13 protein-coding genes and 1 pseudogene are annotated in these 12145 nt (G+C 39.3%); 8 read left to right on the forward strand and 6 right to left on the reverse strand.

Translation table 11 applies throughout. From position 1 onward, the window contains the following. The first annotated feature begins 60 nt into the window (after window positions 1-60). Entirely contained in the window at window positions 61-1356 is a 1296-nt protein-coding gene (locus tag KUV80_RS07665; protein WP_222462054.1) for a purine/pyrimidine permease, read from the forward strand. 34 nt (window positions 1357-1390) lie between these two features. Here the strand turns inward: KUV80_RS07665 and KUV80_RS07670 are convergent, their stop codons facing one another. Both KUV80_RS07670 and KUV80_RS07675 read right to left on the reverse strand, forming a co-directional pair. Next, a complete protein-coding gene (locus tag KUV80_RS07670) occupies window positions 1391-2266 on the reverse strand; it encodes an alpha/beta fold hydrolase (protein WP_222462055.1) in 876 nt (291 codons plus the stop codon). Then, a complete protein-coding gene (locus KUV80_RS07675; RefSeq protein WP_222462056.1) occupies window positions 2263-2661 on the reverse strand; it encodes a hypothetical protein in 399 nt (132 codons plus the stop codon). The genes KUV80_RS07670 and KUV80_RS07675 overlap by 4 nt, the downstream gene beginning before the upstream one ends. Before the next feature lie 109 nt (window positions 2662-2770). On the opposite strand from KUV80_RS07675, the gene KUV80_RS07680 reads away from it, so the two are divergent. Continuing rightward, complete coding sequence (locus KUV80_RS07680) at window positions 2771-3331, forward strand: DUF402 domain-containing protein (RefSeq protein WP_222462057.1); 561 nt, start codon at window positions 2771-2773, stop codon at window positions 3329-3331. Window positions 3332-3363: 32 nt separating this feature from the next. Here KUV80_RS07680 and KUV80_RS07685 read toward each other — a convergent pair whose 3' ends face one another. Next, window positions 3364-3597 (reverse strand): hypothetical protein, encoded by a 234-nt coding sequence (locus tag KUV80_RS07685; protein WP_222462058.1) that lies wholly within the window; start codon window positions 3595-3597, stop codon window positions 3364-3366. 116 nt (window positions 3598-3713) lie between these two features. After that, window positions 3714-4289, reverse strand: a complete 576-nt coding sequence (locus tag KUV80_RS07690; RefSeq protein WP_222462059.1) for a cysteine hydrolase family protein — start codon at window positions 4287-4289, stop codon at window positions 3714-3716. A gap of 144 nt (window positions 4290-4433) precedes the next feature. On the opposite strand from KUV80_RS07690, the gene KUV80_RS07695 reads away from it, so the two are divergent. Then, on the forward strand, window positions 4434-5081 hold the full coding sequence (locus KUV80_RS07695; RefSeq protein WP_222462060.1) for a LysE family transporter: 648 nt from the start codon (window positions 4434-4436) through the stop codon (window positions 5079-5081). A 189-nt stretch (window positions 5082-5270) separates the two neighbouring features. Here KUV80_RS07695 and KUV80_RS07700 read toward each other — a convergent pair whose 3' ends face one another. Then, window positions 5271-5999 (reverse strand): TraR/DksA C4-type zinc finger protein, encoded by a 729-nt coding sequence (locus KUV80_RS07700; protein WP_222462061.1) that lies wholly within the window; start codon window positions 5997-5999, stop codon window positions 5271-5273. A gap of 311 nt (window positions 6000-6310) precedes the next feature. On the opposite strand from KUV80_RS07700, the gene KUV80_RS07705 reads away from it, so the two are divergent. From KUV80_RS07705 to KUV80_RS07715, 3 genes are all read left to right on the forward strand, one after another. After that, window positions 6311-7807 carry an HD domain-containing phosphohydrolase gene (locus KUV80_RS07705; RefSeq protein ID WP_222462062.1) on the forward strand — a complete coding sequence of 499 codons (1497 nt, stop codon included), beginning with the start codon at window positions 6311-6313 and terminating at the stop codon, window positions 7805-7807. A 13-nt stretch (window positions 7808-7820) separates the two neighbouring features. Next, on the forward strand, window positions 7821-8378 hold the full coding sequence (locus KUV80_RS07710; protein WP_222462063.1) for a GNAT family N-acetyltransferase: 558 nt from the start codon (window positions 7821-7823) through the stop codon (window positions 8376-8378). Window positions 8379-8601: 223 nt separating this feature from the next. Next, window positions 8602-8964, forward strand: coding sequence for a hypothetical protein (locus KUV80_RS07715; protein ID WP_222462064.1), 363 nt, complete (start codon window positions 8602-8604; stop codon window positions 8962-8964). A 40-nt stretch (window positions 8965-9004) separates the two neighbouring features. Here KUV80_RS07715 and KUV80_RS07720 read toward each other — a convergent pair whose 3' ends face one another. Further along, a complete protein-coding gene (locus KUV80_RS07720; protein WP_222462065.1) occupies window positions 9005-9466 on the reverse strand; it encodes a hypothetical protein in 462 nt (153 codons plus the stop codon). 170 nt (window positions 9467-9636) lie between these two features. Between KUV80_RS07720 and KUV80_RS18830 the strand changes: the two are divergent. Beyond that, a pseudogene (locus KUV80_RS18830) lies at window positions 9637-10180 on the forward strand (site-2 protease family protein); the annotation flags it as partial. An 896-nt stretch (window positions 10181-11076) separates the two neighbouring features. Next, a complete protein-coding gene (locus tag KUV80_RS07730; protein ID WP_222462067.1) occupies window positions 11077-12099 on the forward strand; it encodes an NlpC/P60 family protein in 1023 nt (340 codons plus the stop codon). The last annotated feature ends 46 nt before the right edge of the window (window positions 12100-12145 follow it).

The following is a 12145-nucleotide window of genomic DNA, read 5'->3' on the forward strand; positions in this document are numbered from 1 at the left end:
TCATCAGCACATTTAAAGTCTATAATATACTTGAAGAAATACATATCAGTAGGTGTTTACATGAAATTAACCTTTTCTTCCCTTCAATGGATGGTTTTTATTCTCGCAGGGAGCCTTGTTGCGCCTATAGCAATTGGTGATGCATTCGGTATGACTCAAGCAGAGACGGCAGATTTGTTGCAGCGGTCCTTTTTTATCATTGGGATCTCTGCTATTCTACAAGTCTTGTTCGGTCATAAGCTACCAATCAACGAAGGTCCTGCGGGGTTATGGTGGGGTGTTTTTACGGTATATGCAGGTATTGTGGCATCGGGCGCACTAACAGCCGCAGATGGCTTGCAGCAGTTGACCGCAGGCATGCTGATAAGCGGGGTTCTTTTTTTCTTGCTAGGGGCTTTCCGTATTATCAGTTTCGTTCGGGCTCTTTTTACACCTCTCGTAACGGGCACTTATCTCATTTTACTAGTTTCTCAGTTAAGCGGATCGTTTTTAAAGGGAATGCTTGGTATTGGATATCTTCAGGAAAAAGCCGATGCGAAAGTGGCAGTATCGTCCCTGTTTATTCTCGTGCTATCCATCGTCCTAGGAAAATCCTCTGTTCGGTGGCTGAGAAGTTATTCAATTCTCATTTCCTTGCTACTTGGATGGGGGCTGTTTAAACTATTAAACTTAACAAAGAAACCGATGGAATCCAATGAAATCATTGCGTTTCCTGAGTGGTTTGCCTGGGGTATACCTGAGTTATCAGGTGGTGCTGTTCTCACTTCGCTATTCGTGGGACTTTTGCTGTTAACGAACATGGTGGCAAGCATTAATGTCGTGGAAAAAGCGTATGAATCAGAAGATGAATCATTTGAACCAATTAATTATAACCGCTCTTCCATTATCATGGGTTTGAACACGTGGATCGCTGGGTTGTTCTCTGCTGTTGCCAGTGTGCCAATTTCTGGAGCTGCAGGCTTTATTTTAACAACTAAAATGTTTAGTCGATTAGCGTTCATAATCGGGAACGCGCTGATTATCGGCATCAGCTTCTTTCCTCCGCTCACGTTTTTCTTTGCCGGAATTCCTGCACCTGTTGGATATGCGACCATCTTCCTTCCATTTTCAAGTATGATTGGTCTCGCTTTCCGCGAATACAAAACAGAGCTGAAATCGGACAATAATCTGTTTATTATCAGCACCTCCTTAATGGTCGGTATTGGCTGTCTCTTTATCCCAGCAGCTGCTCTTAAAGAATGGCCAAGTATCATCGTTACTTTGTTAAGTAACGGACTGATCATGGGAATGCTTACGTGTATTGCTTTAGAACAGTTTTATAAACGTAAACAAGCACGCTCCTCTCAACTGTCATAAAAAACGGCCCCTTTACGGACAAGGGGCCCTAATTTTATTTTGTCGAAACAGGGATTTCGGCATAGAATTCTTTGATCGCTTGAACAAGTTCTACTTCATGATCGTACATCATGAGATGTGTCGTCCCCGGTATGACAATGGTTCTGCTGAAAGATAGACGTCTAGACGCATTTTCAATGAATCTTTTCTTCTTTTCTATTTCTCCCTCTTGTTCTGCAGGTAAAAATAAAACAGGGCATTCTACCTTCTCATACCATTTCAAGAAATCCGTATGAAAAATTTCAAATATGATTTTTTCCATTGTAGCACCTGTTGTTTGTGGTCCTACTTTTCCGTTTTCTTTTACACGCGGTTCATAATGCTCCACAAAATAAGCTCTTGCCTCATTCCAAGGCTTCCAATTATCACGATAATATTGTTTATAAGCATCCACCGATTCATAGTCAGGATCTAGCTCATCTCTAAACTTTGATATATGTTCTTCAAACGTTTCATTATATATGCCATCCTCCCCCGTATCATTCACAAGCGCCCCTTCAGAATTGACGATTGAAAGAACACGTTCAGCACGAGTAGAAGCAAAATACGTTCCTACCATACATCCGTATGAACTACCTACAAGATGTACGTGTTTGATTTGAAAAAAATTCAAAACCGCTTCAAGATCTCTCGCTGTATCTTCAAACGTATAGCCTTGGTCAGGTTGACCCGATTTTCCATGTCCACGCAAATCATATGTCAAAACACGATAATTCTTCACAAAATGTGGGATGACCGGATGCCATAGATGGGCGCATCCTCCTAAGTAATGTAAAAAAAGAATGGTCTCACCATGTCCTCCGTGATCATAAGCGGTAATGAGTGTTCCATCATTCGAAGCTATCTGATGTTTTTCAGCAACAATGATCATTTTCCAACTTCCTCCTTAATCCTTTTTTGCAGATTGGGTTTCATCCGATTATTGATTTCTTCGAGTTTATTTCTTATATCTTCTTCAATGTCTCTTTCGAAAAACGTCGCAAATTTACATAGATATGCGATACTATCTGCTATTTCTTTTCCGATATCCTCAGATACTTCTTGTTTCGCTATAAAAAAGGCTTGTTCCTTTCCCACTCCTTCTTCCGTCATTTCGTAAGTACGGTTCATCAGTTTCCGCAGTTCTTCAGCAATTTCTGCTATCTCTGTTGTTAATAGCATGTGGTTAAGCAAGAGTGACTCCGTGCTTTTGACTGCATTCTCATCACTAATTTCCCAGCATTTTTCTTTTTGAAATTGTTTTAGAACCTTATGTATTTCATTCATGATTTCATTACCCTCCGTTCAATCTCTCTTACTATTTCTTCCTAACATCTTCGTTCCCTTTCTTTTATCGATAAATTTTGCTATGGTTATACAAAATCCGGAGGTGCTTATGGAACATAAAACAGCAGATAGACCCGATTGGACATCTGTAACAGACCGTACATTTGAAGTTGTTTCAAGAGAAGACTCATGTTTTAAAGGAAAAGTAACCGCCATTCACCTCAAAAAGGTAAAAGAGCCGCTAATGGTACATTACAAAAATAACGACCATGATCATGAAGTATGTATCGCTGATTCTGGTTATACATGGCTTCAACATTTCCCTGAAGGAAAAAAGTACGCCATTACGACAATCCTTAATCAAAATGGTGAAGTTGTACAATGGTATATTGACATGTGTTTGGACCACGGGGTGAACGAAAACGGAATTCCTTGGTATTTAGACCTTTATTTAGATGTCGTCATACTTCCAGAACATGAATTATATTTATTGGATGACAATGAACTTATGGATGCCTTCAAAAAAGGGGACATTACGGATAAAGATATGAAATTAGCCCATGATACGGCGAAAGAGATCCTTACCAAGTATAAAGAGGGCGTGTTTGAGGATCTGGATGTATGCAGAAAACATGCATCGGAATGGCAAGCCGAAAAAAGATTCGTTTAAACAAAAAACCAGGGGACCTCAAGTCCTCTGGTTTAAATTACAGGCTGATTTTTCTCTAAAAAACGCATTGCATCTTCTACTTCATCAAGAACTTGCGAACCAATAATTCCTTCTTCTTCATCTAAATAAGTAACTTGAAAATAACCGCTCTCTCCTTGAGGGACGTAACGCATTCGAACAAGTTCAAGTTGTTTATCCTCTTCTCTCCAAAACTCCAATTCTTGTTCTGGATTATTCATTAGCTTTTCTATTTGATTATCTGCCATGATTATATGACTCCTCTAGATTATCTATTATATTGTACATTCATTTTTACCCTAAAATATACCCTCTAAACCATTAACAGCATCCGACATTTCCTGGGGAATATTGTCTACCTTTGCTATTGGATAAAATGTGAGGATCTCATTACTTTCGCCAATACTTCCTCTGTACTCAAAATCTCAGCAAATTCTTGATGCAAGTGGGAAAGAGCAGACTCGTGTACTTCACCTGCAGAAAATTCCATACCATTATATGATATCATCTTGAACGCTGCTGTTGCGTCATGAATAAGACTCACTTCAAAGCCATAGTTAGCCGCCATCCTTACTGTAGTTGAAACACAATGATTCGTCGTTAGCCCAACAATCACAAGATGTTTTATACCTTTATTTTCCAAATCTTCTTTTAACGTTGTCCCTATAAACGCGCTATTTACACTCTTTATAAAAAGAGGCTCATCTTCTTGAGGCTCGAATCCTGTTTTCAACTGATAACCTAATTTCGTAGGATAAAATGGAGAATGTGACTGTTCAGACTGATGCTGAACATGAAAAATCGGCAAGTGTGCATCCCTAAATGCATCTATTAATGTAAGCATATTTTCTTCAGCGTCTGGATTATTTCGTTTTCCCCAAAACTCCACATCATCGAAACCCTTTTGAACATCAATGATAAGTAAACAAACATTTTTCATGGTACGCTGCTCCTTTGACATATTTGTTACCTTTCGCCATTTATCTAATTTTTCGTTATTTATTTTATATTTCCTGCCGTAATAATCTATTTAACTTTTTCATAATCTGGAAAGACAAGCCGTTTTCTGTCAGGAGGAGTCAGCTTGATTGATTATTGGGTGATGAGTTTTCATTTTATAATGCTCGGAATAAGTTTAGCGGCTCCTGTTGGACCTATTAAATTAGAAATGATAAAAAAAGGGGTACACGGAGGATTTTGGCCATCGTGGCTTGTTGGACTTGGCGCAGCAAGTGCTGACCTCATCTTTATGGCCAGCATCTTTCTAGGGCTTTCTCCTTTTTTACGGATTCATGTTGTTCAAATAGGAATGCTATTGATAGGAATTGGCATGCTGACAACTCTGGGTATTTCTTCAATAAAGGAAGCTATCACCTCGAAAATAACACTTCATCTAGATGGGAATCAATCAACAAGTAAAGCACCTTACTGGACAGGCTTTTTGTTAGCTTTAATGAATCCCTTTAATTTTGTCTTCTGGTTCGGTGTATACGGAGGAGCACTACAGGCAATCCCCCCCCATTATGGGGAAATAACTGCTATTCAATTCAGTTTGTTTATCATAGCAGGAATTGTTTTGTGGAATGTGAACATCGCTTTTACCGTTCATTATTTCAGAACCTTAATCAACGAGTATGTTATAAGGTGGATAACCGGATTAGCGGGATTAGGTCTTGTTGGTTTTGCTATCCATTTAACAGCAAAGTTGATAAGATCGGTTTTATCAATGTAATACAAAAAGCGAGCCAGACTTAGAAATTAATTCGGAATTACTCATAAAATTCCTCTATTTGCTCTTAAAGCTTAAATCATACAAAAAAGGTGTCTCACCCAATAGTGAAACACCCTTTTATTTTCATAGAAAATCCGTCTCATTCTTCTCGATTTTCGCTGACTTTCCTTTAAAAAGCTCGTGTTTTTCTTAATTATCATACTTATCTTTGTCTAATTGTCGATCTTCTTCTGCATCTAACTCGTCTTCGTATTCTTCATGTTTTCGGTTATGCACTACATTGACTTCTTTTCCGGTGATATCCGTTGCTACAAATCCTTCGTAATCTTCCACATACCCATCATCGTCTTCTGAGTCCTCATACATCTCGTTATAGTCACTTTTTTCAGGATCTGTAAAATCAGAAGGTGTTTCACTTGTGCCGTAACGAGCTACCGACTGCCATGTGTCTTCAGAATCAAAGAAAGTGGCGTCTCTTCCGTCATTGCTCCGTCTCGAATAATCTGGACCTGCTACTTCTTCCTCTATTGGTCTGTCATCTGAAGAATGTTGTCCTGGACTATGTTCTTTACAATAAAGAGTTGCTGGTACCGCCTCTAATCGTTCTTTTGAAATATCTGCACCGCACGTTTTACAAACTCCGTAATCCCCGTTTTCCATACTGTTTAGTGCAGCGTCGATGTCTTCAAGTTCCTTTTCGTGCAGATCGTTCAAAGCAATATCTTTTTCTTTTTCAAAAAGTTCCGTCCCTAAGTCTCCAGGATGATTATCATAGCTTGATAATTCACCTGTAGAGTCTTTAGGAAACCCTGTATCGTTACCGAAGGAGTCGTTTCTCTCCCTCATTGCCTTGATCTCTTCTTTTCGTGAGAGTAAAATTTCTCTAAAATGGTCCATTTCTTGTGTAGTTAATGACATATTTCAAGCTCCCTTCCAACTTCTATATACCATTTCATACCCGTTTCCTTCTGAATATATCCATCCCGTGTATTTTGTACATTTCCTATTGATGCTATACTTTAAACCTATCTCTTGAATAGAACGAAACTTCAAACCGCTTTTCGGAATCATATGGACAGCATAAACATTCACCGATTTTGATAAAAATTGAAATAATTATCATATGAAATGTAAAAAAGTGTTGAAAAATTGCTTTTTTTCCAAGTTTTTGTAAGGTATGCTATTAGTATCATTTTTATAAAGCAATAGTAAGAAAGGTGGGTGTACGTGTGGAACGATTTGATCGGTTTGAACGACATTTATTAAAGAATTACATCCTTGGATCAACAGCAGCTGTTTTAGGTGTCGGTGGCGTCTTTTTATTCACGACTCTCCGTTTTTCAATCAAAGAAATATTTGTACTATGCGGAATCCTTTTTCTTTCTGGTTTGATCATGTTTTCATTGGAGTACACGTTCTTTAGAATGCATACTAGCGTTTTTCGTACATATTTCTCAAAAAAACATCCACCTTTACAAATCGCTGAAAAAGCATATTTTCATGCTCATCATTTCCCGATTCGAACGGTAAAGCGAATACTTGGACCACATTTATTCGGTCTGTCTATTCCTGCATCTTGTCTGGCTGCAGTTAGTATTTATTTTGGTTATTTATCATTGCCTTATTATTATATATATCTTGCTGCGCTCGGAGCGATCTTGGTCGCTGGAATGCACGCCATTATTGAATTCTTTTTAACTACAAAAGCCGTTCAGCCTATCTTGAAGCATATCCAGGAAAATACGTTAAAAGATCATGGTGTAATCCTTTCACTCTCTTCTTCAAAACACATTTCGATTCAGCGGAAAATTCAATGGAGTACTCTGTTCATAGGTACATTTCCTCTTTTGTTGTTTGCTCTGGCAAATCAAGTACGTTTATACCAAATTTCCGCTCCAGTTAATGATTCTTATTGGACATGGGCATTGTTTGTCTTGCTTATCGGAATTTCTTTTGCGATCTATGGGGCTTTTCTATTATTTAAGGACATTCAGCAGCCTATGGTCGAGCTTCAGGAAGGTATGTATGAAGTGACGACTGGAAACAGCAATGCTAAAGTGGATGATCTATATTCAGATGAATTCTCAAAACTGATTAAAGGATTCAACCATATGGCACGAGCCATACAATCACGTGAACTAGAAAATAAACAATTGCTTGAAAGTTTCTTTGCGACGATGGCAGCAACACTTGATGCTCGTGACCCATACACGGCTGGACATAGCTTGCGTGTTGCTGACTATGCGATGAAAATCGGACAAATGGCTGGACTTCCCTTTCAGCAGCTGATTCAGCTCAAAAAATCAGCACTGCTCCATGATATTGGGAAGATCGGTATTCCTGACATGGTTTTATTAAAGGAAGAACGTCTAACAGATGAAGAATTTGAGCTGATTAAAAAACATCCTGCCATTGGCGCTGATATCCTTGCACAAGTTCAGCCTTATGATGCGATGAAACCCCTTCTTCCAGGAGTTCGTTATCATCATGAACGATACGACGGGAAAGGTTATCCTGAACAACTAGCAGGTGAAGACATCCCGGTGTTTGGAAGAATCATTGCCGTTGCTGATGCTTATGATGCGATGACGTCTGATCGGCCATATCGAAAAGGAATGACACATGAAAAGGCGTTAGCGATTTTAGAAGGTGGTAAAGGGACGCAATGGGATCCATATTTTGCTCAGCTCTTTATCGACGAAATGAAACTTAAATCCATTTCTTAAAGGAGGTATGTTATTGAATACATACGATCACTTCCCGATGATTGAAACAGAACGACTGCGGCTTCGACCTGTATTGCAATCCGATGTTTTTGAAATCTTTTCGACCTTCTCTGATAGTGATGCACTACAATATTATGGAATGAACCCTTTAAAAAATGAGGACGAAGCCTTTTCTCTTATAGAAGCCTTTGAAAAAGGGTTTAAATCAGGCAGTTCGATTCGCTGGGGAATTACGTTAAAAGAAGAGGACAAGCTAATAGGCACTTGCGGGTTTCATAACTGGAGTAAATCTGACCGCCGCACAGAGCTTGGATACGAACTTAATCGCAGGTATTGGCATAATGGTTTTATGGTTGAAGCTTTAAAAGCGGTCCTTCATTACGGATTTAACGGCATGGAATTTAACCGTATTGCCGCGACGATCAGACCAGAAAACACGGCTTCACGAGCTCTTGTAAAAAAGCTTGGATTTACAGAAGAGGCCATGCTTCACGAGTTCCAAAAAGCCGGTGAGGATTATTTTGATATGTATGTGTATGCACTATTAAAAAAGAATGCAGACTTGTATTAAAACGGGAGCGGAATTCGCTCCTTTTTTATATGTTTGAAGATAACAAATTAAGACGCAAACCCCTTCCATTTCCTACATTATACGCTTCTTCATGCGCTTTATTTGTTTATGAAATAGTTATTCCTTCGATCACCCCTTTGTCATTTCGATATTTATATAGGAACCCTGCATGTTTCGAAAACTGTTTCATGAGGAATGAAAAGAAAAAGGAGGTTTTACGATTATGGAACAAAAAGAAACGTATTATGTAACGGCAAAAGGTGATATTCAACCGATTCCAACAGATGATCATGTCCATTATTTTGAGATACAAGCCTCTTATGAGGAAAAACAGCAGCTTCAGCATCTATTTTATGAAATGCATGTAAACAGCAAACAAGAAGGGCTAGATATCTTTTCTCCTAAACGGCATTTTGAGGAGTCAAATGCCGAATATCACCGCGGCAAGGACAGTAAACTTACTTATGAAGTGTTCCGTTATTTGTATTTACTTGGAACTGAAAAAACAAAACGAGACCTTGAAGAGATGAATGTTTTACCAGAATTATATGAAACCAGTCACGATACAATCGAAAAAGTAAAATAGCACCGGATCCTTACTCCGGTGCTACTTTTTTGAATTCATTTTATTCCCATTCAATACTTCCATCATCTTTTACCCAAAAGCGCACAACGCCAAGGTCATCAAGAGCCTGCTTAATGTTTTTTGCTTTTTTTCGCAATCTGGGGGTATCTGGATTCGCCATAACTAATGTTTTGCCTGGATTTTTTTCGTAGTTTCTAAGCAGTTTTACAAGCTGACGGCTGAAATGCGTATCCAGCTGACTACCGGTGAATACGATTTCCTTTTCATGATGTTCTGCATGATTGCCTTGTGCCTCAATGACAAGCGTATGGTATTCATTTGCAGCTGCCAGGTCGATGCCACACAATTCTCCAAGACTTCTTGTTTCATAGCCTTCACGCCTTAAATAATCTTTTACTGCGTGCAGAACTTCGGATTTGCTCAACACAAAAGGGTCTGCTTGTATGAGTTGGTGATTTTGTATAGGCAAACCGATCCCTCCTTCTTGTTCTTTACACATCATTCGTAACTGTCCCCTATCAATACAGGGGTACATCTTTTCGTATACCCGCAAATTTAGAAAGAAAAACGAAAGAAAAGGCCATTTCGTCCCAGAAAGAGAAACTTCTTTTCACTTTAAACGTATTTCATTTATGATAGAAACTAAGAAAAAAGTAATCTGGGGGATTTTATATGGCTGAAAAAGCAGAAAAACAAAGTCAATCCCGTCTATGGACAATAGTAGCGGGTATTGGATTGTTCTTGATGAGCAAATTAAAATGGGTGTTTGGATTATTAAAACTAGGCAAATTTGCCACTTTAATATCAATGTTTATCTCACTTGGCGCATATGCCGTTTTTTACGGATGGAAGTTTGCTGTAGCCATCGTCTATCTCATCTTTGTACATGAAATGGGTCATTTGGTTGCAGCCAAGAAAAAAGGCATCAAAACATCGCCTGCCATATTCATTCCGTTTTTGGGAGCTGCAATCGGTATGAAGGAGATGCCCAAAAACGCGAAGGACGAAGCGTATATCGCTTATGCAGGACCACTGTTTGGCCTTCTATCGTTTTTGCCTGCTGTCTTTTTATATGAGACAACGAACGAGCCGTTTTGGGGACTTGTTATCTTTTTAGGAGCGATGATCAATTTGTTTAATTTATTTCCAGTCTCTCCTCTTGACGGCGGACGTATTGTTGGCGTTCTTTCAACGAAAATTTGGTTTATCGGACTATTGATCGTCATTCCGTATTTGTTTATATCACCTGATCCTATCATCTTTTTGATTTTCTTATTCGGTATCTTGACGTGGTGGCGAAGAGTCCGCGAAGACTTTGAACAGAAAAAAACGTTACAGACTCTAGAACTCTTTGAAGCTGAGCAGAAGAAGCTAGCAAGCATTCAGCTTGAGATGGATGAGTATCGTGAAATGCCGAATTTCGGCTATATTATTGGAACGTATTTAGAGGATGTGCGTGTCGCAAAAGATAGATTGAAACGCAATGTTCCCTCTGGATTCGCATTTCCTATCCTACAGGACAAGAAAAAGCTAAAAAAATATACATCACATATTGAAATGGAGATGCTGAACAATCGTGAACGTTTCTTAAGAACATTGCAGGATGAATATGAAAATGACCGTCGCAACAGAGACCAAGTTATCGAAGCTTACGGTGATTCTGATCCTGAAGGTATTGCTTCAATTCCCGAACTTCCCGTGTTTAATCATGCTGCATATTTTGAAGCGTATGAAAAAAGTTTGCTCGCTGAAAAAGCAAAAACAGAAGAGCTTTATCATCAAAAGAAAAACTATTACGTCTCAAACATGAAAACGAAGATCGTCGTTCTTACTTTGTACCTGTTGCTTGCTGGTATTTTATCCGCGTTTGTCGTCTACGGCATGCAATTGATGGAAGTAAATCAGCATCTAATTATGTAATGCCCTCGCACCTCGATTTCCGAGGTGTTTTTTTTGTCCTTCTTTTGACCTGTGTCAGCTCCTTTTTAGTCCATTCGTTTGATTAGTTCAAACCATTCCAAAGGAGCTTTGGCTTATCTTTGCTCTTTTGCAAAGGATTGTCCGCTGAAAAAAAGAATGGTTTAAAAAACAGAAAAAGGAGCGACTGCTATTATGCGAAAGCTAATGAAAGTCCTTTTTTCGCTTGCGATGTTACTTGCTCTATTCCCAAACACCGCTTCTGCCGAAAAAGAGGAAACTGGAACAGACGTTATCGGTAAGGATCTGTATGTTGATGTTGCGGCTGCTACGCTATGGAGCAATCCAAATGTTGCACGCCCTATTGATGAACCATCACTATTGAACCCTGTTGATCTTCGGAGCTGGACGACAGGCATGACATATGAAGAAAAGCTATGGCTAGTCGGTGAACTAGAAACACAGGCTCTCTATGGACAAAAAGTTCAAGTATTAGAACAACAAGGTGATTGGGTCAAGGTCGCGGTATATGGACAGCCAACACCAAGGAACACGCTCGGTTATCCAGGGTGGATGCCTTTAGAACAATTAACAACTTCTGAGCGGTTTGAGCGTGCTGATGGCAAGCCTTTTGCGCTCATCACGAGCCCTACGGCATGGCTTTCTAAAGGACCTTTTGGATATAAAAAAGATCTGGAATTAAGCTATAATACAAGACTTCCTGTTTTAAAGGATTTGCGCCATACGATTGCGGTTTTAACACCTGAAGGCAAAGTGCGCTGGCTAGATGCGAAGGATGCAAAAGTGTATAGAAGTGATAGTGATATTCCGGTTCCTACTGGTGAAGAGCTTGTTGAAGAAGCGAAAAAGTTTCTTGGCTTGCCTTATTTATGGGCAGGAGCAGCTGGTTTCGGATTTGATTGCTCAGGCTTCACACATACGGTTCATAAAGCGAACGGAATTACGATTCCAAGAGATTCTGGTCCACAGTCAAAAGAGGGCTTGATTGTAGATAAAGATAAGCTTGAGCCTGGGGATTTAATGTTCTTTTCTTATGAAGAAGGAAAAGGGCGCGTTCATCATGTTGCCATGTATGCTGGAAACGGAATGATGATCCACTCACCGAACACGGCATCATCCGTTCGGATGGATCCAATCTCAACACCTGCTTATGCGATTGAATTCTCTGGCGCAAGGCGATATGTGCCCCAAAAATAATAAAAAAAAGCAGTGACATTTCAACGTAAGGAAATGCACTGCTTTT

Origin of the sequence: Fictibacillus nanhaiensis (assembly GCF_019801215.1) — a bacterium.
GTDB lineage: Bacteria > Bacillota > Bacilli > Bacillales > Fictibacillaceae > Fictibacillus > Fictibacillus nanhaiensis_C.

Bases quoted from the DNA above. Each gene is read 5' to 3' on its own strand.
- KUV80_RS07685 (WP_222462058.1), bottom strand. From the start codon at position 3,597: ATGGCAGATAATCAAATAGAAAAGCTAATGAATAATCCAGAACAAGAA.
- KUV80_RS07700 (WP_222462061.1), bottom strand. From the start codon at position 5,999: ATGTCATTAACTACACAAGAAATGGACCATTTTAGAGAAATTTTACTC.
- KUV80_RS07690 (WP_222462059.1), bottom strand. From the start codon at position 4,289: ATGAAAAATGTTTGTTTACTTATCATTGATGTTCAAAAGGGTTTCGAT.
- KUV80_RS07675 (WP_222462056.1), bottom strand. From the start codon at position 2,661: ATGAATGAAATACATAAGGTTCTAAAACAATTTCAAAAAGAAAAATGC.
- KUV80_RS07670 (WP_222462055.1), bottom strand. From the start codon at position 2,266: ATGATCATTGTTGCTGAAAAACATCAGATAGCTTCGAATGATGGAACA.
- KUV80_RS07730 (WP_222462067.1), top strand. From the start codon at position 11,077: ATGCGAAAGCTAATGAAAGTCCTTTTTTCGCTTGCGATGTTACTTGCT.
- KUV80_RS07665 (WP_222462054.1), top strand. From the start codon at position 61: ATGAAATTAACCTTTTCTTCCCTTCAATGGATGGTTTTTATTCTCGCA.
- KUV80_RS07680 (WP_222462057.1), top strand. From the start codon at position 2,771: ATGGAACATAAAACAGCAGATAGACCCGATTGGACATCTGTAACAGAC.
- KUV80_RS07715 (WP_222462064.1), top strand. From the start codon at position 8,602: ATGGAACAAAAAGAAACGTATTATGTAACGGCAAAAGGTGATATTCAA.
- KUV80_RS07720 (WP_222462065.1), bottom strand. From the start codon at position 9,466: ATGATGTGTAAAGAACAAGAAGGAGGGATCGGTTTGCCTATACAAAAT.